Source organism: Geofilum sp. OHC36d9, from assembly GCF_052400685.1.
In the GTDB taxonomy this organism is placed as follows: domain Bacteria; phylum Bacteroidota; class Bacteroidia; order Bacteroidales; family Marinilabiliaceae; genus CAZHHH01.
The window spans coordinates 84,251-108,558 of the sequence record NZ_JBQTGJ010000002.1 but is presented as its reverse complement, the minus strand read 5'-3'; the positions used below and the strand labels follow the sequence as shown (position 1 = coordinate 108,558).

General features: G+C 43.1%; 18 protein-coding genes. 7 read left to right on the top strand and 11 right to left on the bottom strand.

Features of this window, described 5'->3' with window-relative positions:
* Positions 1–797: 797 nt before the first annotated feature.
* Entirely contained in the window at positions 798–1,193 is a 396-nt protein-coding gene (locus tag ACT3CD_RS03310) for an HU family DNA-binding protein (RefSeq protein WP_444642920.1), read from the bottom strand.
* Positions 1,194–1,750: 557 nt separating this feature from the next.
* On the opposite strand from ACT3CD_RS03310, the gene ACT3CD_RS03305 reads away from it, so the two are divergent.
* The 4 genes from ACT3CD_RS03305 to ACT3CD_RS03290 all read left to right on the top strand — a co-directional run bounded on the left by ACT3CD_RS03305 (position 1,751) and on the right by ACT3CD_RS03290 (position 7,210).
* Positions 1,751–2,947, top strand: a complete 1,197-nt coding sequence (locus ACT3CD_RS03305) for a hypothetical protein (RefSeq protein WP_444642918.1) — start codon at positions 1,751–1,753, stop codon at positions 2,945–2,947.
* 223 nt (positions 2,948–3,170) lie between these two features.
* A complete protein-coding gene (locus ACT3CD_RS03300) occupies positions 3,171–3,761 on the top strand; it encodes a hypothetical protein (RefSeq protein ID WP_444642916.1) in 591 nt (196 codons plus the stop codon).
* A 212-nt stretch (positions 3,762–3,973) separates the two neighbouring features.
* The gene (locus tag ACT3CD_RS03295; protein WP_444642914.1) at positions 3,974–6,310 is read left to right on the top strand and encodes a TonB-dependent receptor; all 2,337 of its coding nucleotides are present in this window, start codon (positions 3,974–3,976) and stop codon (positions 6,308–6,310) included.
* Positions 6,311–6,322: 12 nt separating this feature from the next.
* Positions 6,323–7,210: a DUF4249 family protein gene (locus ACT3CD_RS03290; protein WP_444642912.1), complete on the top strand. Its 888-nt coding sequence runs from the start codon at positions 6,323–6,325 to the stop codon at positions 7,208–7,210.
* 1 nt (position 7,211) lies between these two features.
* On the opposite strand, the gene pyrF is transcribed toward ACT3CD_RS03290, so the two are convergent.
* The 6 genes from pyrF to ACT3CD_RS03260 form a co-directional block, all read right to left on the bottom strand.
* Positions 7,212–8,039 carry an orotidine-5'-phosphate decarboxylase gene (gene pyrF, locus ACT3CD_RS03285; RefSeq protein WP_444642910.1) on the bottom strand — a complete coding sequence of 276 codons (828 nt, stop codon included), beginning with the start codon at positions 8,037–8,039 and terminating at the stop codon, positions 7,212–7,214.
* 140 nt (positions 8,040–8,179) lie between these two features.
* A complete protein-coding gene (prfA, locus tag ACT3CD_RS03280) occupies positions 8,180–9,268 on the bottom strand; it encodes a peptide chain release factor 1 (protein ID WP_444642908.1) in 1,089 nt (362 codons plus the stop codon).
* Between the two features lie 74 nt (positions 9,269–9,342).
* Positions 9,343–10,512, bottom strand: a complete 1,170-nt coding sequence (locus tag ACT3CD_RS03275; protein ID WP_444642906.1) for an AIR synthase related protein — start codon at positions 10,510–10,512, stop codon at positions 9,343–9,345.
* Between the two features lie 291 nt (positions 10,513–10,803).
* On the bottom strand, positions 10,804–12,363 hold the full coding sequence (locus ACT3CD_RS03270) for a hypothetical protein (RefSeq protein WP_444642904.1): 1,560 nt from the start codon (positions 12,361–12,363) through the stop codon (positions 10,804–10,806).
* 412 nt (positions 12,364–12,775) lie between these two features.
* Positions 12,776–14,170, bottom strand: a complete 1,395-nt coding sequence (gene lpdA / locus ACT3CD_RS03265; RefSeq protein WP_444642902.1) for a dihydrolipoyl dehydrogenase — start codon at positions 14,168–14,170, stop codon at positions 12,776–12,778.
* 585 nt (positions 14,171–14,755) lie between these two features.
* Positions 14,756–15,289 carry an RNA methyltransferase gene (locus ACT3CD_RS03260; RefSeq protein ID WP_444642901.1) on the bottom strand — a complete coding sequence of 178 codons (534 nt, stop codon included), beginning with the start codon at positions 15,287–15,289 and terminating at the stop codon, positions 14,756–14,758.
* A gap of 492 nt (positions 15,290–15,781) precedes the next feature.
* Between ACT3CD_RS03260 and sucC the strand changes: the two genes are divergently transcribed.
* Genes sucC through ACT3CD_RS03245 form a run of 3 tightly spaced genes read left to right on the top strand, consistent with a single transcriptional unit; the run spans position 15,782 to position 18,534 of the window.
* Complete coding sequence (gene sucC, locus ACT3CD_RS03255) at positions 15,782–16,969, top strand: ADP-forming succinate--CoA ligase subunit beta (RefSeq protein ID WP_444642899.1); 1,188 nt, start codon at positions 15,782–15,784, stop codon at positions 16,967–16,969.
* Positions 16,970–17,024: 55 nt separating this feature from the next.
* Positions 17,025–17,879, top strand: a complete 855-nt coding sequence (gene nfo, locus ACT3CD_RS03250; RefSeq protein ID WP_444642897.1) for a deoxyribonuclease IV — start codon at positions 17,025–17,027, stop codon at positions 17,877–17,879.
* 55 nt (positions 17,880–17,934) lie between these two features.
* Positions 17,935–18,534 (top strand): DUF4294 domain-containing protein, encoded by a 600-nt coding sequence (locus tag ACT3CD_RS03245; RefSeq protein WP_444642895.1) that lies wholly within the window; start codon positions 17,935–17,937, stop codon positions 18,532–18,534.
* A 65-nt stretch (positions 18,535–18,599) separates the two neighbouring features.
* Here the strand turns inward: ACT3CD_RS03245 and elbB are convergent, their stop codons facing one another.
* The 4 genes from elbB to ACT3CD_RS03225 all read right to left on the bottom strand — a co-directional run bounded on the left by elbB (position 18,600) and on the right by ACT3CD_RS03225 (position 24,024).
* On the bottom strand, positions 18,600–19,289 hold the full coding sequence (gene elbB / locus ACT3CD_RS03240; protein ID WP_444642893.1) for an isoprenoid biosynthesis glyoxalase ElbB: 690 nt from the start codon (positions 19,287–19,289) through the stop codon (positions 18,600–18,602).
* Between the two features lie 133 nt (positions 19,290–19,422).
* The gene (locus tag ACT3CD_RS03235) at positions 19,423–21,147 is read right to left on the bottom strand and encodes a tetratricopeptide repeat protein (protein WP_444642891.1); all 1,725 of its coding nucleotides are present in this window, start codon (positions 21,145–21,147) and stop codon (positions 19,423–19,425) included.
* A 227-nt stretch (positions 21,148–21,374) separates the two neighbouring features.
* Positions 21,375–23,507, bottom strand: coding sequence for a prolyl oligopeptidase family serine peptidase (locus ACT3CD_RS03230; protein WP_444642889.1), 2,133 nt, complete (start codon positions 23,505–23,507; stop codon positions 21,375–21,377).
* Positions 23,508–23,532: 25 nt separating this feature from the next.
* Complete coding sequence (locus tag ACT3CD_RS03225) at positions 23,533–24,024, bottom strand: hypothetical protein (protein ID WP_444642887.1); 492 nt, start codon at positions 24,022–24,024, stop codon at positions 23,533–23,535.
* Between the last annotated feature and the right edge of the window lie 284 nt (positions 24,025–24,308).

Here is a 24,308-nt window from a genome sequence, read left to right as displayed (position 1 = left end):
TTATGGGCTAAATAAAGTGGTGATTCTTTTTTGTGAATTAATTTGGAGGCTTTTTAGTGATCGGGAGGTGCTGTGGTTCGGTTGTTTTGGAACGGATTCTGATTTCCGATAAATTTTGGACTTCATTCGGTTGACTGATGGTTGCGTGGGGTGTTGATTGTCAGGCCCTAAAGGAGGGCGTTTGAGCGATGATGTTCAAATTCGGGGCTTGCCCGGTTCGGGTAATGTGCGTTTACTTTGTTGAACGATCATTTAATGAGCAGGTGCAACACCGATGTTGCTTTTTTTTGAAGATGGTTACGGGTGGTTTTTAATCTTTTTTTGTTAATCCATTTCGTTGAGAACTTGATCTCGTTTCGTCGAAGTCTTGATGTCGTCGTGTCGAAGTCTTGATGTCGTTTCGTCGAAGTCTTGATGTCGTTTCGTCGAAGTCTTGATCTCGTTTTGTCGAAGTCTTGATCTCGTCGTGTCGAGGTCTTGATCTCGTTTTGTCGAGGTCTTGATCTCGTTTCGTCGAGGTCTTGATGTCGTTTCGTCGAGGTCTTGATCTCGTTTTGTCGAGGTCTTGATGTCGTTTCGTCGAGGTCTTGATGTCGTTTCGTTGAGGTCTTGATCTCGTTTTGTCGAAGTCTTGATGTCGTTTCGTCGAAGTCTTGATGTCGTTTCGTCGAGGTCTTGATCTCGTTTCATCGAGGTCTTGATCTCATTTTGTTGAAGTCTTGATGTCGTTGCGGGGGATGGGTTGATCTTGTTTAAATCAAGTGCCCAACTCTTTATGAGGAGTTGGGCACTTTTGTTTATTTGGTTAAGCTATCCACATCTTTAAAAGAGGCTTTGGCAATGGCCTCCTTGATGGATTTTCCGGCTGAAAAGCGGAGGTTGATTTTTTTGACTTGAGAAGCTGAGACTTCATCTTCCGATTCAACCCCTTCACTGTTAAGGGTGAGATAGAACGAACCCCACGTTCCCAGTTGAACTGTTTGTCCGTTGAGTAAGGCCTGTATCAGAACTTTTTCGAGTTGTGCCAACGACATTTCGGCCTCTTTGGGGTTGAGGGTGGTTTCGTCGGCGATGCGTTTGGCCACCTCTTCTTCTTTTACCAGGCCGGTGCTTCGTAACGATAGATACCATTTTGCGGGTTCTTCCGGATTCCTGGGATTCTTGCGCTGAATTTTATTATAAAAAAGTGACATAATAAAAAATTTAGCCCATGAGGGCAGGTTAATAATTAAGTTGAAATCATCTCTGAATGATGATTTTATATCTCAATTTAATGTTTTAGAACGAAGTAGCTTTTGAAAAATTGACTGATGTCGTGTTTTTTTTGATAAAGGGCCTGATTTTGTACATTAACGTAATTAGTAGGTAGTTAGCCTCTCTTTTTAATGTTGGGCTTTGGCTGTAAATTTGAAATTAACGGCTTGTGCAGTCCGTAAAATTTGGGTTTACCATGGTGAGTGCCCATTTAAAAAGCAGGCGTAATACCGATGTCGGACTTTGAAATCAGGTTCTGATACGCTGTGGATTATACTTTTTTGCATGCCTGCCTCCCGTGGTGCAGCCAGTAGCATAATGGTTGGTTTTTTATGTAACGAATAAGATGTGGGGTTTCAAATAAAAAATTAAATTTGTGATAAGTCTTTAATTATTAAAATAAGAGAGTTCCTAAATACAATAATGAAGCTTTTGTTTTTTGCCACAAGTATTTTCGGGCAAGCACGATCTATTACATAACCTATAATCAAAAAAAATGAACTTTACTAAATTTTTAATGGTTCCACTTTTAGCTTCGGTTTTTGTGGGATGTAATGATGATGACAACAATGAGAAGTACAGTGATTTGACTCCGCAGGAGAACAAAGAAATGATGGAAGATGAGGCGCTTAAGGTGTTTGATTCACTCGAAGGGATGAAAGATCTCAAAGCAATGAATTTGGTTCAGGAGTTCGCCGACTTAATGGAAATAACCGGAACGTCTGACTCTTTTTTCAAGTCTTCGGTACAATCAATGGCTGCGCTGAAGAGTGACAATGGCGCAGTGTTGCTGCTTAAATCCGGATTTGATGACGATGCGGCTTTTTCTTTCATGGAGACTTTTAATGAGGCAGCCGGTATTTATACTTATGTGGCCGAAGAAGAGGACTGGGAACGAACCGATGCCACAGATCAGGTTACTTATAAATTTAATTCAGACGAAGGGGAAGTGACTGTTTCGCTGCATGACGTAACGTATGAAACTGTTAGTAATTCAGAGATGGAAGACGTTGTTTCTGATTTGGTAAAGTCGGCTGTCATAACATTGTCGCTTGACGATGAGATTTTAATCAGGGAGGAGTTTACAGCTCTTTACGATTCGGATAATGTTCCCACAAGCCTGTCGGAAGTGCTGACCATTGAAAATTATGAAATCACATATATGCTGTCGCGCAGTGATACTTCCGTTTCTTTGGATCAGTCGTTAAAGGTGGATGGCACCGATTTGCTTGTCATGCATTTTGACAGTGAAGGTTCTTTTGCCTATGATGATCTTCCGGCTTCAACGGGAATCGATCAGATTCCCGGTTTTGATTTTTTGGAAGCCTCGAATGTGTCACTTACTATCGGAAATTATGTGTTGACCGGCTACGCCAACTGGAAAAATTTTATTGCGGACACCAAAGAGGTTAATATAGCCATTGAAACCGAAGCAGACGCTCGCGCTATGGCCGAGGCTCTGAATTCAAATGTGAAAGTGGTGTTGAAGCTTTCTGATTCAGACGAGACTATTGCCACCAGCGATTTTTATGCTTATGAGATTGAGGGTTACGAAGATATGTGGTATTGGGATTACTCTCTGCGGATGGCGTTTAGCGACGGGTCTTATATGGATGAATCTTATTTTCAAACCGGATTTACGCAGTTGATTGAGACTGTTTCTGATTTTATGGAGTCGTTGGAGAATGAATAAGAGATTTTCATTCCGAAGAGACCTGTAAACTATGGCAAAAGGATGAATTTTGAATAGCCCCCGGTAAAACTGGTGGCGAAAATTGAAATAAAATTTGCAGCCCTGAAAGGGATGGATGTTTAGCGTATAATATTCAGACTTTTCAGGGCTTTTAGTGATCGGCCATTCATGAGTCGGTTTCAATTTACTTACTTTTTGGTTTTCACATCATAATAAGGCATTTATGAGAAGAGTGATCATAGCAGTGGTTTTGCTGTGTTTAATAGTTAAGGCTTCTGCGCAGGATGCAGGTGTAGAGAAGAGTGTCTGGGGCGTACAGTTAGGCATTTATCCAATTTCTTTATACAATGAATATCGGTTAACTAATTCTCTTGCATTAAGAAGTGAAATTGGCTTTTCGTACGGCTGGTCGGGTGGCGGCGGAATTGATGCCTCAAATTATTGGGCCATTATTCCCAATATAAATCTGGAGCCAAGATTCTACTATAATTTTAAGCGCCGAAACAGGTTGAATAAGAGAATTGATGGCAATAGTGGCAATTATCTGTCTGTTAATGTTGGATATACCGCAGGAGGTTTTGCTATTGCAAAAAATACAGAGGTTTATTCATCCTTTAATCTCATCCCAACATATGGTTTAAGGCGAAATATAGGGAAGAAGTTTAATTTTGAATTTGCATTTGGAGTTGGTCATTCATGGACTTTTAAGAAGTTTGACTATGTTAATTTCATAACGCGGGAAATAGAAACTTACGATGAAACAGTGTCGGAAGTGGCTTATGGACTCCGATTATCAATTGGTTATATTTTTTAGGATTGCGTTTGTTGACGTGCCATCATAAATTATTATGGTGGTTTTGTTTTTTTCTTGAAGCCAGGGAATTCAGTCGTGCATCATTGTATTATATTGATGTCATACCTTATTAATTTATGTTTTCTGACGGAAGGACGATGTGTTAATTCTGTTTGTTTCCTGAGCCGATTATTTATACTTTCCATTTTTCTGATGCCGGTAATTTTTTCTGGATGCAAAAGGAACGATCTATAGTTATTTTTTTAATATTATTGATGTGCTCTGCTTCGTCTGTATATGCTCAGACCCGGTGCATAACAGGAAGGGTTATTGACGACGTTTCCGGAAGGCCTGTAAGCGATGTTCACATCTATAATGAAGCCTCCTCAGCCGGTGTTTTATCGGATAGTTTAGGCCGGTTTTTGTTCTGCGGTATTGGGGCGGGCGACCTCATCGGATTTGAGCATATTGCCTATTACCTGCAGATGATAAGTGTTGATGATCGGTTGCCGGACACGATCACCATACGTCTTAATCAGCGATCCATACGCACCGGAGAGGTCGAGATTAAGGGTGTGGGGGCTGGTCGGGGCAGTCGCGTTTTACCGGGGCAGGCAACCATCAGTAAAAAGGAGATTATAGGGATGCCTGCTTTTTTGGGCGAAGCGGATGTTGTAAAGGCCATTCAGACGTTGCCGGGCGTTCAGACCGTCAGTGAAGGTGTTGGCGAAGTATTTGTAAGGGGAGGTGCGCCCGGTCAAAATATGATATTACTCGATGGCATGGAATTGATGAGCCCCATGCACCTGATGGGGCTGTATTCGGTATTTAATCCTTTGCTAACGCAAAAAGCAGAGGTTTATAAGGGCCATGCGCCGGCCGCTTTGAGCGAACGCATCTCGTCGGTTATCTCTGTTGTTTCGGTTGATCCATTGCGTTCCGATCAGCAAGTGATGGGGTCTCTTGGTATGCTAACATCAGGCCTGGCTCTGGTTCAGCATTCCAAAAATCAAAAGTGGGGTGTGTCGGTTGGGGCCCGACGGAGTTTTCTTGAGTTTTACGAGCAGCTTTCGAAGCTGGTGGTTGCCGATGATAAGAACTATTTTAATACGAGTGCTTATTCTTTTTATGATTTTAACGGACGTTTGGTTTACCAGCCGCGCAGTTCTGCGTTATTATCTTTTAACTGGTATCTGGGTGCTGATGCCTTTTATCTTAAAGATGCTTTAGCCGATTATGGCGTTGCCACCGATTTTGGGAATAAAGCTTTTACAATGGATTGGAAGCAGCAGGTTAATGCCTCGCACCGGTTTCTGGTCCGTATTGGCTATACAGAGGCGTGGTCGGCCTTTCACGGTAATGTGATGGATTATTTGGTGTCCTTTAAAAATTCACACAAGCGCTTGTTTTTGCAGGCCGAAGATTTGCACATTATCGGGAAGCACCATTTATCGTGGGGGGTAAAGATGTTTAACTATTGGTCGGTACCGCAGGATATGTTGTCGGTAATCGACAACGACAGTTCTGTTTATTACAATCGTTTCAGAAATCAACAGATTGATGTTTTTGTGGATGATGCCTACGCGTTGTCGCCTCAATTTACATTGTATGGCGGCCTGCGTCTGCACAATTACGTGAGTATTGCGCCTGATGCTTTTCCGGATTATAGCGGTTCGGAATATTCAGAAAGTGAATGGCATCAAAATAAGAAGTTTCGGGGGTTTTCATCTTCGGTGTCGGTACAATGGCAACCGCAACCACACCACCGTTTTAAGCTGGCCGGCGCCCGTCAGCTTCAAATGGTTCATCTGGCCAGTATTAGTTCGTTGCCACTGCCCAACGATATATGGATGATGTCAACGCCTTTTTTGAAGCCGCAGAAGGGTTATCAGTTTTCATTGGGCTATTATTATGAGAGACCTGCTTTTTTGTTGACGTCGGAAGTGTTTGCCAAAATGATGGATAACCAGGTGATTTTTAGTGTTAGTGAGGATGATGAGGTGCCTGTTTTTGAAGATCACTTTTTTGTTGGGAAAGGACGCGCGTATGGTCTGGAAATTAGTGGGAAGAAGAGAGAAGGACGGTTCACAGGAACGGTGAATTACACCTGGCTAAGATCTGAGCGCTCGTTTAATTCAATTGACCAGGGCCGATGGTTTCGTGATAAGTTCGACCGAACGCATGATTTGGCGCTTACAGGGACGTATAAATTGAAGGAAGGACTTGATTTTTCGGCGTTTTTTGTCCTGGCATCCGGCAATAATATCACCTTGCCTTCGGGCCGGATGTGGCTCATGGGTACCGTGATGAACGATTACGATGGCTATAACAATTTCAGGATGCCGGTGTATCATCGGCTGGATTTATCGCTGACCATGGCACTTAAAAGCCAACGATTTAAAGAGTCGACACTTGTCTTTTCGGTGATGAATGTTTACAACCGGGCAAATCCTTATTTTCTGTTTTATAAAGTATACCTGGGCGATAGTCCGTATGATATGGATGTCAGGGGATCGCAGGTTTCCTTGTTCCCGATACTTCCATCAATAGGGTGGCGTTTTAAGTTTTAAAATAACGTTGATATGAAATTTTTTTCTCTGATAGCACTTGTTCTGGCTTTTATATCCTGTACCAACGATATAGACTTAGGACAGCCTGATTACGAGTCAAAGATTGTGGTAGATGGCTATATTGAAAATGGTCAGTATGCTCACATCTATCTGACCATGAGTTCGCCATTTTTAACGCACTACGATTCTGCCTCTATTGCTGCCACATTTTTGAATTATGCAAAAATTACACTTTCCTCCTCAAAAGGCCAGGAGGAGGTTCTTACAATATTTAAGGGCGATGCTTCTTTCCCTCCGTTTGTTTACCGCAGCATCTCAATCAAAGGCGAGGTTGGCGTGCGGTATGATATTAAAGTGGAAACGGGCGGAAAAACGGCCACGGCCACAACAACCATTCCTCAGCCGCCGGTGGTTTCTGATGCGGGTTACCGGGTCATGTCCGACAGTACCGGTATTCCGGCGTATACTGTTTTGAGTTCCGACCGGCAGCCAATTTATCTTTTCCCGCGTGTCAGGAGTGCTTTGGCTAATGAGAATTATCATCCGAGTCAGTACGGTTGTGTGAAGATAGATCCCGGGGAGGGACTGGTGCTGCACAAATTATACAGGGTTCGTGAAATCAGGGTTTATTTATTTGATTCCAACAACTCGTATTACAATTCCTCATATCCGGAATATGAATATGCTTTGAATGACACCATAAGCCTGATTCCGGGTGCGGTCGATTCCATCTCGTATCGCGTAATAAAAAGTTTCTTTGAAGATGTGGAAGCTTTGGAAGATCCGTTTTCGTTTAATGGTTCTTCGATGGAGACCAATATTGAGGGAGGCATAGGCCGGTGGACCGGCATTGGCATCAGCCGGCCGATAACGATTGTTTCGCGGCCGGCTGAATTTTAAATTAAAGAATTCCTTTTTCTTTCAGTAACTCTGCCATTTCATCACGCACAGTATTGGCAGCCGCACGTGCTTTCCGGGCAAAGTCGTTGCCTTCGCCGGCATATATAATTTGTCGCGACGAGTTGACCAGCAAGCCACATTGGCTGTTTAACCCATGACGGGCCACTTCTGCCAGGCTTCCGCCCTGGGCCCCAACGCCGGGCACCAAAAGGAAGTGGTTGGGAATGATTTTACGAATGTCGGACAACATCCCGGCACGGGTGGCACCAACCACATACATCATGTTGCCTTCATTGCCCCATTTACTGGATGTTTTAATAACCCGCTCAAACAGGCGTTCATTGTTTTCGTTCATATACTGAAAATCGTCGGCGCCTTTGTTGGAGGTCAGGGCCAACAGAATAACCCATTTGTCCACATAGGTCAGAAACGGTTTTACGGAGTCTTCGCCCATGTATGGGGCTACCGTTACGGCGTCGAATTCCATGGCATCGAAAAAAGCGCGGGCATAAAGGCTGGATGTGTTGCCTATGTCACCGCGTTTGGCATCGGCTATGATGAACAGATCGGGATAGTTATAACGAATGTAGTTAACCGTTTTTTCGAGACTGTTCCAGCCGTTAACGCCCAGACTTTCGTAAAAGGCAAGGTTGGGTTTGTAAGCGACGGCCAAATCGTGTGTTGCATCAATAATTTCTTTATTGAAAGCAAACACAGGGTCGGAAGTGTCCATTAGGAAACGGGGTATCTTTTGTATATCGGTATCGAGTCCGACGCACAAAAAGCTTTTTTTGATTTTGATTTGTTCGAAAAGTTCTGCTGATGTCATGGTGTTTGTTTTTTATGCTGTTACGTCTAAATATTCGTGAGTTTATAAAGATTTAAGCGTTTTTGATACAGACCTTGTTGTGTCGAAAAATCTAATTTTACAGGTTTTTATTTTTAACAACAGCCAATTGTTGTTTTTGGTTACATTTCGCTTTCTCTCAGTCGTTCAGCGTTTTCTTCCATCTGCAGGCGATCAATTAACCCCTGAATGTCACCGTCGATTACCGCGGGTAAGTTATAAATCGTGTAATTGATGCGGTGATCGGTTACTCGACCTTGCGGATAATTGTAGGTTCGTATCTTGGCCGACCGGTCGCCGGTTGAAACCATGGTTTTCCGTTTGGAGGATATTTCATCCAGGTATTTTTGGTATTCCAGGTTGTAGATACGTGTGCGCAACTCTATCATGGCTTTATCCAGATTTTTGAGCTGTGATTTTTGATCCTGACAGGTAACCACAATACCGGTTGGTATGTGCGTCAGCCGGATGGCTGAGTAGGTGGTGTTCACCGATTGTCCGCCCGGTCCTGATGAGCAGTAGGTGTCTTTGCGAATATCTTCGGTACGAACCACCACATCAAATTCTTCGGCCTCAGGCAGAACAGCTACCGATGCAGCAGAAGTATGAACCCGACCCTGTGTCTCGGTTTGTGGTACGCGTTGAACACGGTGCACGCCCGATTCGTATTTAAGCACGCCGTAAACGCCATTCCCGGTTACGTTAAAAACAACCTCTTTATATCCGCCGGCAGTACCTTCGGATACGTGGGTTACTTCCACTTTCCAGCCTTTGCGTTCGCAGAATTTGGTGTACATACGGAATAAATCACCGGCGAAAATACTGGCTTCGTCACCGCCTGTTCCCGAACGTATTTCGACCACAGCATTTTTACCATCCTGTGGATCGGACGGCAATAGAAGAATTTTAATATCTTCTTCCATGGCCGGTAATTTTTCCTCCATTTCATCGAGCTCAGCACGCGCCATCTCACGCATTTCCTCATCGCTCTCATCTTTTAAAAGCGTTTTGGTGCTCTGGATGTTGGTTATTAGGTTTTTATATTCTTTGGAGACGTTTACCAGATCTTCCAGATCACGGTATTCCTTATTTAGTTTTATATATTTTTTGGTGTTAGCAATCACCTCCGGATCGGTAATTTGTTGACCTATTTCTTCGAAGCGCAGCCTGATGGCTTCCAGTTTCTCTAACAGTGAATTATTAATTGCCATAAACGTGGTTGTTTGTGTTATTGTAAAAGCATTTTTGGTTGGGTTTGGTTTGGTAGGGCATATGGTGAGCGTACCTAATACTCAAACTGTCCAAATTCGCTTTTAATGGTTAGATGTGCCTTGTCGGCCGCTTCGCAACGTCCAACAATCTGTCCCTCGATGTTAAACGTGGCTGCCATGTCAATAATGACCTGTGCCATTTCCGGTTTGACATAGAATTCCATGCGATGACCCATGTTAAATACTTTGTACATTTCACTCCATGGGGTTCCCGATTCTTTTTGAATGATGCGGAATAACGGGGGTACGTCAAACAGATTGTCTTTTATAATGTGAAGATTGTCAACAAAATGAAGCACTTTGGTTTGTGCGCCGCCGGAGCAATGGACCATCCCATGGATGTCGTGGCGGTGATTTTGCAGAATTTTTTTCACTACCGGCGCGTAGGTGCGGGTGGGTGAAAGAACCAGCTGGCCTGCATTTACGCCGAGGTTTTCGATGGCTTCGGTAAGTTTGTAGTGACCGGCATATACCAGGTCGGCTGGCACATGTGGATCGTAGCTCTCAGGATATTTTTCGGCCAGGTAGTTGGCAAATACGTCGTGGCGTGCCGACGTGAGGCCGTTGCTACCCATGCCTCCGTTGTACTGTTCTTCGTAGGTGGCTTGTCCGAATGATGATAAGCCTACGATGACATCGCCGGGCTGGATGTGATGATTCGAGATGACATCTTCGCGTTTCATGCGGCAGGTCACTGTTGAATCAACAATGATGGTGCGCACCAAATCTCCCACATCAGCTGTTTCGCCTCCTGTTGAGTAGATGGAGATACCGGCATCGCGCAGTTGTTGAAGCACTTCTTCTGTGCCATTGATGACGGCCGATACGACTTCTCCGGGAATCAGATGTTTGTTGCGCCCAATGGTCGACGAAAGCAGTATATTGTCGGTTGCTCCAACGCACAGCAGGTCGTCAACGTTCATAATGATGGCATCCTGGGCAATTCCTTTCCAAACCGACAGATCGCCGGTTTCCCGCCAGTAAAGGTAGGCCAGCGTTGATTTGGTGCCGGCGCCGTCGGCGTGCATGATGTTGCACCAATTATCGTCGCCGCCCAATATGTCGGGTATTATTTTGCAAAATGCTTTTGGGAATAAACCCTTGTCAATGTTTTGGATGGCCTGATGTACATCTTCTTTGGATGCCGAAACACCTCGTCTGTTGTATCTGGATTCTGAGCTCACGGTGTGCGTTTTGTTTGGTGGAAATTCGAAGTGCAAAAATAACACAATCTTTTGGTATCATCAACCTTGTTCGTTGTTTGACTCATAAAGTTTACGTTGTATGGTCTGTTATACCCCGTGTTCCCTTGTCTGTGGCCATTTTTATGCGCTATGGCTAATTCTGTTTTTTAATGCTACTTGCCCGATAATGCCTGCGGCATATCTGAAAATTTAATTTTTGAGTTTCTCTTTTGGTTTTAGTCTGGCATCATATTTCCCCTTAAATTGACCTTAAGTTTACCGGGCCGTTTCTTAAGGTACATTTTGTGTGATTGGTTTTAGATTGATTTGTATCTCAAATTTCTTGCTTTCGGTGAGTCCATTGGTATTTATTTTTTCGGTGTGGTTGTAATAACCAGGCGCTGAAATCTGTATGATGTAATCGTTATCGGGTTTTAGCAGTACATTGAAGATGCCTGAAGGCTGTATTTTGATGGTGGTATTTGTGCCTTCGGTACCTATGATGCGTGCTTTGGTATTTTCAGGTAAAGGCTGCTGATCACCGATGGATACCAATCCGCTGAAAACGGGTTGAATGACAGGTATTTCAAAGGAGAAAATATTGTCGATGCCTCTGCTGTTATTGCGTGAACTGCTGAAATAACCGGCTTCGCGGTTTTGGTGAAAGGTGATGCCAAAATCGTCGCTCATGGAGTTGATGGGTTGTCCCATATTCTGAATTTTCCACCGGTCGTCTTCGATATGTTCTGCTTCAAAAATATCAAGTCCGCCATAACCGATTTGTCCGTTTGAGCTGAAATAGAGCAGCCCGTTGTCTCTGACGTACGGGAACATTTCATCGCCGGCGGTGTTGATGTCTGGACCCAAATTAACGGGAACGCCCCAGTTATCGCCATCGCGAAAGGCCGTCCAGATGTCTTTTCCGCCTTTGCCTCCGGGCATGTCAGAGACAAAATAAAGGGTGTTTCCATCCGGCGAAACAGCGGGATGTGCATAGATCAGGCTATCGGGTCCCAAAACAACTTTCGTTGCATTACCCCAGCGGCCTCCCATTTTTTTGATGGTCCATATTTCGGCGCCTAATGGTTCGGGGCTGTCGAAACGGGTGCGGGTGAAATAGGCTTCCCGACCATCGGCAGTGATAGATAATACGCCATCTTCCCATTGGGCATTGGCCTCTTCTTCCATTAACAGTTCAGGCGTCATCCATTCGCCCCGTGAATTTTGAATGACCGTATAAATGGTCGAATAGCCCTGGCCTGTAATATGACTTTCTTGTCGGCGTTTTTTCTTTTCATTGCGCAAAGAGGTGAAATAGATCTGCGACGGGTCGTCGGGGGCTATAAATGGCGAAAAATCGCTGTTACGTGAGTTTAGTTTCCGCTGTTCTTCAATCTTATGGCGCGTTGGTGGAGGTGGATTGAGAGCCAGATTGCAGGAGGCTTTGCCATTATAGGCCAGCTGATCGCCAAATACTTCGGCCATATATTGGTCATAAAGTATTATTGCATCTTCAAATTTTCCTGTTTTTTGCAGTTCCTGTGCCTGATACAGTAATGTCTTTATTTCGGGATACTCATAGCGTATGGCTCTGCTAAAAGCCGAAGCAGCCCGTCGCGGTTGGTTGGTGCGTCTGTAACTGTGACCTAAATAATATGAAATTTCACCTTTATAATATTTGTTTTTTTCACGTCGGTACACGCGGTTAAGTGAGCCGGCGGCCCGGTAGTACTCGCCTATGTCGTACGTCTTTTTAGCCTTTCCCATGTGTCCGGTGCCCGAACAACCGCCCAATGGCAAAGTGATAATGACGATCAGAACTATTATTAGAATGTGATAAAACTGCTTCATGGTGTAAAGATAGTGAGTCGGTTTTAATAACAAACGCTCCCTATGAAACGGTTTTTATGGAAGTTTATTTTGTTGTTTGTTTTGGTTTTGTCTTTTGCCGGATTATTTTGGCTATGGGATGGTTTTTAAATATAACGCCATGTCGATTAGAACATGGCGTTACAGATACAAAAATGTTATAAAACGGAGTCCACTCCAAAAAGTTTATTTTATTGAATTTGTACTTTTTAACGTGTTGATATTTAATTAATAATACGCTTAAACAGGTTGTCGGAGTGAATCCTAAACTCAAGTGCTTGATAAGAAATGTTCAAATTCAAGGCTTGCGAAGTCCGAAAAATGTGAGTTTACTTCCGTAAATGATCATTTTGAGGACAAGCATAACGCAGAAGTTGGCTTTTTCTTGCAAGCATTATATATGTATTACTTCACCATAGGCTGCCGCAGCTGCTTCCATAATAGCTTCAGACATTGTAGGGTGAGGATGCACTGATTTGATGATTTCGTGACCTGTGGTTTCAAGCTTACGGGCCGTCACTAATTCAGCAATCATTTCGGTAACGTTGGCACCAATCAGATGAGCGCCCAGCAGTTCGCCGTATTTGGCATCGAAAATAAGTTTCACAAAGCCATCTTTGTGGCCGGCAGCGCTGGCTTTACCCGATGCTGAGAAAGGAAATTTCCCTACTTTTAGTTCAAATCCGGCTTCTTTGGCTGCTTTTTCGGTCATTCCCAACGATGCCACTTCGGGCGAGGTATAGGTACAACCCGGGATATTACCGTAGTTAAGCGGTTCGGGCGTTTGCCCGGCAATTTTTTCTACGCAGATGATGCCTTCGGCAGAAGCTACATGAGCCAATGCCTGACCCGGTACAATGTCGCCAATGGCATAGATGCCTTTGACGGATGTCTCGTAGAATTTATCCACTTTCACTCTTCCCTTTTCAACGGCTACACCGGCCTCTTCCAATCCTATATTTTCAATATTGGGCGTGATGCCTACAGCCGAAAGCACAATGTCGGTTTCAATGGTTGTCTCTTTACCCTTTTTATTTTTGATGGTAACTTTCACTTTTTTCCCGGAGGTGTTAACTGATGTTACTTCTGAGCTGGTCTGCACATCAATTCCGTTTTTCTTAAACGAACGAGCCAGTTGTTTTGAGACCTCTTCGTCTTCAACGGGAACAATGTTATCGAGATACTCTACCAGGGTTACTTTGGTTCCAATGGTGCTGTAGAAGTGGGCAAATTCACTTCCTATGGCTCCTGAGCCCACCACAACCATCGACTCTGGTTGTTTATCAAGTGTGAGCGCCTGTCGGTAGCCGATCACTTTTTTACCGTCCTGTGGCAGGTTGGGCAACTCACGACTACGAGCACCGGTGGCCAGCAGAATGTGTGGTGATTCCATGATTTCTGATGAGCCGTCGGCTTTGGTGACCTGCACCTTCTTATCAGACGTGAGTTTGGCAGTCCCTTCTATGACATCAATTTTATTCTTTTTGAACAAAAACTGAATGCCTTTGCTCATGCCGTTGGCGACGTTTCGGCTGCGTTTTACCATGGAGCTAAAGTCTGCTTTGGCAGTCCCGTCAATTGTCACACCATAATCGGAGGCGTGGTTGAGATATTCAAAGACCTGCGCGCTTTTTAATAATGATTTGGTTGGGATACAGCCCCAGTTTAAGCATATTCCACCCAGTTCGGAGCGTTCAATTACCGCTGTCTTTAAACCTAACTGTGATGCCCTGATGGCTGCTACATAACCACCGGGGCCACTTCCAATGACTAATAAATCGTATTTCATCCGTGTATAATTTGTTTGTATAGACCGGAGGGAACGTCACGTTTGCTATTTATCAGTGTTGCTGTTTTTTCGCAAACATGATTGTTTCATCCGCGTGTCATTTAATTTTTAATGATCGAATGAACTTTCATTAATTTGCAATGAGTTTGGTACTGTCTGCAAATTGTTCCTTGTTCATTATATTCGTAATGCTTTTGTTGCTGTAATACATTGAATGTTATTGTTTTTTCATTGTATTGCAGCGGTTGTAATTGTGTTGTTATGGTTTGAAATACCGGACTGACTATGCACTTAGACAAATTATTGTTCTGGCCCATTGTCTTCGGGTTTCAAATTCTAAACAAAAATTCGATAATAAGGTTCACGGATTCTACAATTCTCAGTTCGTACTTGTCATGAAATTTTAGTGACCGATAATAAAGCTTCATTTTTAAGGCTTGCGCAGCCCGGAAATTGTGAGTCTATTGTGGTAAATGGTTATTTCTAGGACAGGTATAGCGCCGACGTTATACTTTCACGCACTGGCTTGTAAATGTCTGACAAAAGCACGTGGACGGATACCAGCCATTGTGGGGTGTTGATCAATTATTTTTGAATCAGGTGTTTGACCGTTTCCCAAATTACAATTCCGGCCGAAACGGAGACGTTTAGCGAATGCTTGGTGCCAAATTGTGGTATCTCCAGCGACATATCGCACAGGTCGATGACCGATTGTTGCACCCCTTTAACTTCGTTTCCCAGAATGAGGGCGTATTTTTTATGGCTGTCGGGGACAAAATCAGTTAGCGGGACGCTGGTATCAACCTGTTCCACAGCAATTGTAATGTACCCGTTTGCTTTTAATAGTTTTACCGCTTCTTCGGTCTTTTCAAAGTACTGCCAGGTTACGGCATCTTCGGCACCCAAAGCTGTTTTGTGTATATCGTTGTGAGGTGGAGTGGCTGTGATGCCACATAAAAACAGAGATTCGAGTTTAAAGGCATCCGACGTCCTGAAAATGCTGCCTACGTTGTTCAAGCTTCTTATATTGTCAAGGACTGCCACGACCGGATGTTTTTGTGTGTTCTTAAATTCTTGTGTCGTAAGACGGTTTAATTCTGTTATTTTTAGTTTGCGCATGGTCTGATTGTTAGTCTGCAAAAATAATAAGAATAATGAGTTTATCAGGTGACTGTTTTTTCTTAACTTGATTTGTGTTAGTCCGACAACTTTTGCGGCAGATACGAAAGCTTCATTTTTGAGGCTTTCGCAATTCAGTAAATGTGATTTTTTTATTGTAAATGACCCGTTTGGAGGTGAGCGTAATGATAAAAATGGTGTTTTCTTGCTGATACTAATTAAGTAATCTGGAGAAACTGTTGAACCTGTTTGCGTTCTGTTGGTTTAATGTTAATTAGTGTTTGTTTATAAATTCAGACGCTTGAGCAAGAAAGGTCAAATTTGTGGCTTCCGTCGTTTGAGAAATGTGACTTTGCATTTGTGTAAATGCTTGTTTTGAAAGTGAGTATAACAAAAGGAAGATGGTTTCTTGCTGACACTGATCGTTGTTGGGTTTATAATCGTTGTTATATATTAAGATGAGTCGTTTAATAGTAATAAAATAGGTGTTTTATGAATATTCATGAGTTTCAGGCAAAAGGTATTTTGAAAAAGTATGGTGTCACCATTCAGGAAGGGATGGTCGCCTCATCGGCTGCCGAGGCTGTAGAAGCTGCAGCCGCACTAAAGTCACAAACGGGTACACAGTGGTGGGTTATAAAAGCCCAGATTCATGCTGGTGGCCGCGGGAAGGGTGGCGGCGTTAAGTTGGCTAAGAGTATGGATGAGGTTCGCAAAATAGCGGGTGACATGATCGGAATGACATTGGTGACGCCACAAACAGGTTCTCAGGGCAAGGTGGTTCATAAGGTGTTGGTTGCTCAGGATGTTTACTATCCTGGTCCTTCGGAGCGTGCAGAGTATTATCTGAGCATTCTGCTCGATCGTAAAACCGGCCGTAATGTGATTGTCTATTCGCCCGAAGGTGGCGTGGAAATCGAAGTGGTTGCCGCTGAACGTCCTGAAAAGATTTTTCGGGAGACGATAGAGCCAGGGATGGGGATTTTGCCTTTTCAGGGAAAACGTATTGCCTATAATTTGGGCTTGACGGGAGTTGTTGCCAAGCGAATGGTCGCTTTCGTTGAGAAATTATACAACGCCTATATTGCTATTGATGCGTCTTTGTTTGAAATAAATCCAGTACTTAAAACGACCGATGATTTAATTTTAGCGGTGGATGCCAAGGTTAATCTTGATGACAGTGCTTTGTTCCGACATCCTGAGATTGAGGCCATGCGCGATTTGGCTGAAGAAGACCCGGCAGAAGTCGAGGCCGCTGCAAATAATCTTAATTTTGTGAAATTAGATGGTAATGTAGGGTGTATGGTAAACGGGGCCGGTCTTGCAATGGCCACCATGGATGTTATTAAATTGTCGGGTGGGCATCCTGCTAATTTTTTGGATGTAGGCGGAGGCGCCAATGCTGAGACAGTGGAGGCAGGTCTTAAAATTATTTTAGCGGACCCGAATGTGAAAGCGGTATTGATTAATATTTTCGGGGGTATTGTTCGTTGCGACCGGGTGGCTAATGGTGTTGTGGAAGCCTATAAAAAGTTGGGTGACATAACGGTGCCGGTTATTGTTCGATTGCAGGGAACCAATGCACAGGAAGGTAAGGATGTGATTGATGGCTCAGGGCTCAAGGTTTACTCGGCGGTAACACTAAAAGAAGCGGCTGATTTGGTGAAGGAATTGGTGTAATCAATTGATTGTGTCGGATCTGATTTCTATCTTTGATCATCAATATCCTGTTAGAATGGTGAAAAATAGATTTATAGGTGCACATGTAAGTGCTGCCGGAGGTGTGGAAAATGCGCCCGTCAATGCGGCACAAATTGGTGCCAACGCATTTGCTTTGTTTACAAAGAACCAACGTCAATGGGTGGCTAAACCCTTGACAGAGGAAAGTATTAGTGCTTTTAAATACCAGGTTAAAAAGCTAGGGTTTAGTTTCGATCATATTTTACCGCACGATAGTTATCTGATTAATTTGGGGCATCCTGATACCGCCGGGATAGAGAAATCGCGGGCGGCATTTTTGGACGAAATGCAGCGGTGTGAGTTGCTGGGATTGAGGTTGTTGAATTTTCATCCTGGCAGTCATTTGAATCAAATTAGTGAGTCGGTATGTTTACGCCGTATTGCCGATTCTATTAATATGGTGTTGGATAAAACAGAGGGGGTTACGGCTGTGATTGAGAATACCGCGGGACAAGGATCAAATGTCGGATATAAATTCGAGCATCTGGCCGAAATAATACATGGGGTTGAAGACAAAAGTAGGGTTGGCGTTTGCATTGATACCTGCCATGCATATACAGCAGGTTATGATATTGCAACGGCTGAAGGATATGATTTAACGTGGCGGCAATTTGATGAAATTATAGGGGCTGATTATCTGAAAGGTGTGCATCTTAACGATAGTAAAAAGCCATTGGCCTCGCACGTCGATCGTCATGATAGTCTTGGAAAGGGGCTGATGGGTTCTGCCGTTTTTAGCCGTTTGATTGGTGATGATCGTTTTGAAAATATTCCGGTTATACTGGAAACCCCGAATCCCGGTTTATGGGCGGAGGAGATCGTTTGGCTCCGAAAGCAGGTTGAGAATTGAAACTATTTTGGTCTGAAATTTGATTTGTTGGAATAACAGATTAATATATTGTGGTATGCGTTGGTCTCATTTCCTCATCCTAATGTCGTTCATCTTGCTGTCTTGTGCTGCGGTCGGTCAAAACCCGTTGGCTGATGCGCATTATCACTACCTGAAAGGACGCGTGATTGATGGAGATACTCTGGCCAATATTTTATTGAATGAAGTGGTTGTTGTACCACCGTGGAAGTTTAAGAGTGAGAGAGAATACAAACGTTATAGTCGTTTGGTGCGGAATATAAAAAAGACATTGCCATATGCCCGCATTGCGGCCTCTAAACTTCAGATGATAAATGATAGTCTGCATCAATTAAAGACGGATAAAGAACGCCGACGGTATGTGAAGGAAGCCGAGAAACAGTTATTTGCTGAATTTGAGGCGCCACTTCGTAAATTGACGTTTTCTCAGGGGCGTATGTTGATCCGGCTGATTGACCGTGAAACAGGTAATACCAGCTACGATTTAATTAAAGATTACAAAGGGGGTGTTTCTGCTTTTTTTTGGCAAGGCGTCGCCCGTTTGTTTGGTGCCAATTTAAAAGATGAATATTGTCCGGACACAGATGATAAGATGGTGGAACATATTATTGCGTTAATCGATATGGGGCTTCTGTAGCGCTTTATGAAATTATTTAACGGTTAATCGGTGACGGTTAACCGTTAAATTTGTTAACTGGTTTATCAGGCTACCGGCTGCTCTTCGCCTCCGCTTTCGCGAATTAGTTTTACTATTGCATTTACAATGTTGGTGGCGCCCTGTGCCACTTCCAGAATGTTGGCATCAAGCATATAGCATGGCGTGGATGCTATTTTATGGCGGTGGTCAACAATAACTTGCCCATGTGTACTTCTTATGTGTTTGCTGCCCATTCCTTCAATAGCTTCTATGGTGTTGGGATCATTACCAATTGTTAATTTAAGATTGTTTAAAACCTTTGCAATGAGCACTGGTGAGATGCATAAAGCACCAATGGGTTTTTCTTTAGCGTGAAAAGTATGTATTATTTTTTCAATATCAGGGTTCACTTTACATTCAATGCCATCGAGGGCGAATGAGCAAAGGTTTTTGGCGACCCCAAAACCACCAGGAAATATAACGGCTTCAAAATTGGATGATTTGAGAGCTGTTGCCGGTTTTATTTTTCCACGCGCTATACGGGCCGCTTCGCACAATACGTTGCGGGTTTCGGTGGTTTCTTTACCGGTTAGGTGATTTATAACATGATATTGATTGATGTCAGGGGCGAAAATTTCATAATCAAAGCCTGCGTTGGCTATGGCCCAAAGGGTGAAAACCGATTCGTGAATTTCGGCTCCGTCGTACACCCCACATCCCGACAGGACAACAGCTATTTTCTTTTTCCCGGTCATAGTTTTGTTTTTTAGTAGGTTTCCGGGGCTAATTTAAGGTTAATTGTCAAATCGCACAATAGAGCAGATCCTGCTATAACAAAAAAAGACGCTTCATTGAAGCGTCTTTTTTTATATGTAAATCAGTTATTGATTATTGAATGGTTGATTTGAAAGTTGCATCTTCAAAATATTTTGCAAATTCCATATCAGTAGCAGCAGTTGCTTTGTAAGCAGCGTCTAATTCAACAGCTTTACGCAGGTTGCTGAATACTTGGTTGGCTTCGTTGGTGCGGGCACCAACAATTGCTTTCAAATAGTATTTTTGAGCAACTTCCATGGTGTTGGCATTCAACGTTGCAGTGGCACCTGCATAATCTTTATTCAGGATACGAGCTAAAGCAGCGTTGCAGCTAGTACTGTTACCGAAGTAACGAATAGCTTGTTCGTACTGGCCTTTTTTCAATGCAACAACACCCAGGTTATTGTCGAGTTCTTTGCCAGCACCAGCAGCAGAACCGAAGTATTCTTCAGCTTTGGCAATGTCACCTTCTTGCAAGGCCACAGCACCCAAATTGTTCATCACTTCAGGTTGATTTGCTTTTACTGAGTTTGCTTTTTCGAATGCAACTTTAGCACCGCTGAAGTTACCTTGCAGATAAAGAGCATAACCTACATTGTTGTGGGTTCTCCAGTCGTTGGGGTATTGAGCAGCAGCTTTTTTGTAGATTGCTTCTTTTTCGGTTGCATCTTTGGTCAATGTACCAGCATAAAGAATTTCTTCGATGGTAAGGTCAGCAGGATTGCTGCCAGCCAATTGAGAAATTTCTTCGTCTGATTTACCAATTTCTTCTACGTTAACGCTCATTTTTGAACGACGCAATTGAGGAAGAATCTCTTTTGCAATCACTTCAAATGTTTGAGACATGTTTTTGATTTCACGTTCACGTACTTCAGGATCGGTATACATAGAAAGAACACGTAGAATCAGGTCTTTGTCCTGAATTTCGCTTTTTTCCATTAAAGCTTTGAAACCTTCCCAGTCTTCAGGCGTGCTTTTCAAATCGAAGAAGTTATCTTCTTTAGCTTCGTCAACTTTTGCTTTTTTCAGTTGTCCGGCTAATACTTTTTGGGCTGAAGTTTCACGTCGGGAAGCCAAACGGGTATTTAAATCCACAGCACCGTCGGGTGATGCATAAGCTGAGATAGAAGCCCCTTTGAATTCTTTGTTTTCAGCGGCTTTAACTTCCTTGATGAATTCATTCAGTTTCTTAACTTCATCTTTGGTCAGTTCTGTTCTTCTGATGTTAGCTTGTTGAATCAGGTAAAGAATTTCAGCAGTTTTGGAGATAGGAACAATTCTTTTGAATTGGTCAGCTCCAATAGAACCCAAAATGCCTTGTGCGGTAACCATTTCGGCTGTTGAAATAACACCTTCAGCAATTTTAACCGGTTCAAAATCTGCAGTAGCAGTACCACGGGTTGCTTTAATACGAACTACCAGGTCTGACACTCTCATGTCTTTGTTGTAATCAACAGAATTGGTGTAGTTAACCTGTCCGCCATTTAATTTGGAAATGACTTGATTGTTTCCAGTGGCTTTTTCACCTTGAACAGTGTAGCTGGGAAACGGTGTTTCGCCACCTTCATAAACTAAAACCGGGGTTGCGGTTAAAGTTGCTTTGGGGTCGAAGTAACCACCTGGAATTTGTACTCTGATATTGGCCTCTACCTTACCACCTTGAGCTTCAAGCACCTCGGGGGTTACGGTGTATTCAATATCTGGAGAATTGGTTCTCATCTTATCAAGACTTGAACAACTAGCAACAACCGTAGCCAGTGCCAGATAACCAAAAAATTTCATACTTGTTCTTTTCATAATGTTAGCTTAATTATTTGTTCTTGAACTTATTCTAAACTCTCTCACAAATATAATAATGTTTTCAAAAATCTAAAGAAACTCGCGGGTTTTATCCGTTTTAAATAGTTTCAATTTGTAAATATCTTAAAATTTCTTTGTTTATGCAAAGAAACTTTTGCGCGGTCAATTATCATGGTTTTTATTACAGTGCCGAATTTTTTTATTTTTTTATCTTCCCGACAATTTTATTGATTCGTATAATTGAGACCCATATTATAAAGGGTGAAGGCCCATTTGTCGGCTACTTCATCAATTTGCATGGCGACAGGTTTGCCGGCGCCGTGTCCGGCTTTGGTTTCTATTCGTATAAGGACCGGATTGGGACCCGAATAATTTTCCTGCAGGGTTGCTGTATATTTGAACGAATGAGCCGGTACGACGCGGTCGTCATGGTCGGCTGTTGTTACGAGTGTTGCGGGGAACAGGTCGCCTTTGGGTATGTTATGAAGCGGCGAATAGGCGTATAGGTATTTAAACATTTCTTCGCTGTCATCGCTGCGGCCGTAATCGCCAGCCCAGGCCCATCCAATGGTGAAGTATTGGTAGCGTAACATGTCCATGACGCCAACTGCCGGCAGTGCAACTTTAAACAGGTCCGGGCGTTGGTTGGCAACAGCACCTATCAGTAATCCGCCATTGCTACCGCCCATCATGGCCAGTTTGTCGGGATTTGTGTAGCCTGTCTCAATCAGATATTCAGCTGCCAGGATGAAATCATCGAAGACATTTTGTTTGTTCATCTTTGTGCCACTATTGTGCCAGTCGTCGCCATATTCACCCCCTCCGCGAATGTGCGCATTTACATATACTCCGCCGTTTTCGAGCCAGGGGATCAGACGAACGTCAAAGCCCGGTTGATACACAATATTAAAACCGCCATATCCATATAATAAGGTTGGTTGTTGGCCATCCATCGTGCATCCTTTTTTATGAACGATGTGTAGCGGTACCTGTGCGCCGTCGTGAGCCTGTACAAATACCAGTTTTGTTTCGTATTCATCAGGGTTGAAATCGACTTTAGGTTTAAAATAGAGGGTTGCATCTTGCGTGCTCAAATCAAATTCGAGAACCTGATGAGGTGTTGTATAGGAGGTGAATGTGTAGTAGATGCGGTTTTCGTCTTTAACAGGTTCGACAGACGTAACGGCGCCATTGTCAGTAGGTAGATTTATGTTGTACAGAAAATTGCCGGTGATACTAAAAACTTTGAGCTGACTTTGTGTGTCGACCATATAGTGTGCAATAATAAAGTTGTTGGTCAGCGTTACGTTTTTAAGAACATGACTGCTTTCGGGTAACACTTCGTTCCAGTTGTGTTGTCCGGGGTTGTTGGGGTCGATGGCAACCAGACGGTAGCGTGGGGCATCCTGATTGGTCAGAAACAGAAGTTTTTTGTTTACCGTAGCAATGTAGCTTGTTTCAGAAGTCATCGAAGTGTCCGCTATTATCCACTCGCCATCATTAGTCAGATTTTTAAGTGCAACGGTATTTCCTTGCGTGGACTCGCCGGTATAAAGGAGTAGATACTGATTTTCATCGGTTACTTTGGCTGTGTATGTTTGAAGAGGCTTTTGCAGATTTTGATAAATTAATACATCTTTATCCTGAGCGGTTCCCAGTTTGTGATAATATATTTTTTGGAAGGTGTTACTTCCCGAAAGCTCTTTGCCTATGCCGGGTTGGTCGTATCTACTGTAGAAAAAACCGTTGTTGTCCCACGACAGGTCTGAGAATTTTATCCATTGCAAATGATCATTCAGGTCTTTGCCTGTTTCAACATCGCGAACAAAAACTTCACGCCAGTCGGAGCCACCTTTACTAATGGCGTAGGCAATGTATTTGCCATTTTCAGAGAGCGAAGCGCCCCCAAGCGACGTGGTACCGTCATCCGAAAAATGATTGGGGTCAATCAGAATTTTTTCTTCGTCTGTGCGAATGTTTTTTGCATATAGAATGGCGTGGTTTTTAATACCGTCATGTTTGTAGTAGAAAAGGTAATTGCCTTTTTTTTCAGGTGCGGAGATACGGTCGTAGGCCCATGTCTCTGCCAGACGGGTTTTTATTTTGTCGCGAAAGGGTATGTCGTTGAGATATCGTTCGGTAATTTGGTTTTGGGCTTCCACCCAGTCTTCTGTTTCTGCGGAATTGTCATCTTCGAGCCAACGATAGGGGTCGGCTACCTGATGACCAAAATAGACATCTACTGTGTCAACTTTAGCTGTTTTGGGATAATTGAGTTGTTGTTGTTTATTGGTACAGGCGTTTGTCATAATTAGTGTTGAGATGACGACGGTTGAAAGTAATAGTGCTTTATTCATTGCTGTAGAAGTTAGATAAAGGTGTCTAAAAAATTTTATTTTGTTTTTTCAGCCGGTTTTCAAATAGTTTGCCGATTATCCATCCGGCCATGCTTCCGACTGTTGCGCCTGATATTAAAAGGCCTTTAAGTTCTGTTTGTGTAAAAATCATATTTGAGAGCCATGCCAGAAGGATGCCGGCTACCAGGCCTAAAACAGTGATTCTTGAGAGCCAGAGTCCTTTCGCAACGATTTGATGCGATGAATGAAGATGACGAAGTATCTGTTGACGTGATGACTGGAAGTTTTTTAGTTCCGGGCTTTCTTCTTTTAACCATTTTGTCAATTGTTGTGTCATGGTATCCATGGTGTTAAACAAATGCGCACATTCGTTACACTCTTCTTTATGTTGTGAGAGTACATGCATCATGCGTGGCATGATTTCAAGGTTATAGAATCGGGCTGCTTCCCGGGGCGTCCCTTCCAAACGATTGCTTAATGTTTCATGCCAGTCAGAAATGGTTGTTTGTTGTTTCACTTATGTGCTCTGATTATGGTTAGTAAGTATTCGCAATAAAATGTTAGTATTTACAGAAAGTGTTCAAATTTAAGGTTTTCGCAGTCCTGAAATTGTGCGTTAAAATGATAAATGACCATTTTAAGGACAAGCGTATGGTCGGATTTGAACTTTTGTTTTAATCACCGGTTAAACAAAGGTCGTTTAAAAAATGATTTTTTCCAATGCTTAATATTATTTGAGCATAAATTAGACAATAAAAAACGCTTCCGAGGTTTTCGAAAGCGTTTTTTTGTTTAGATGCC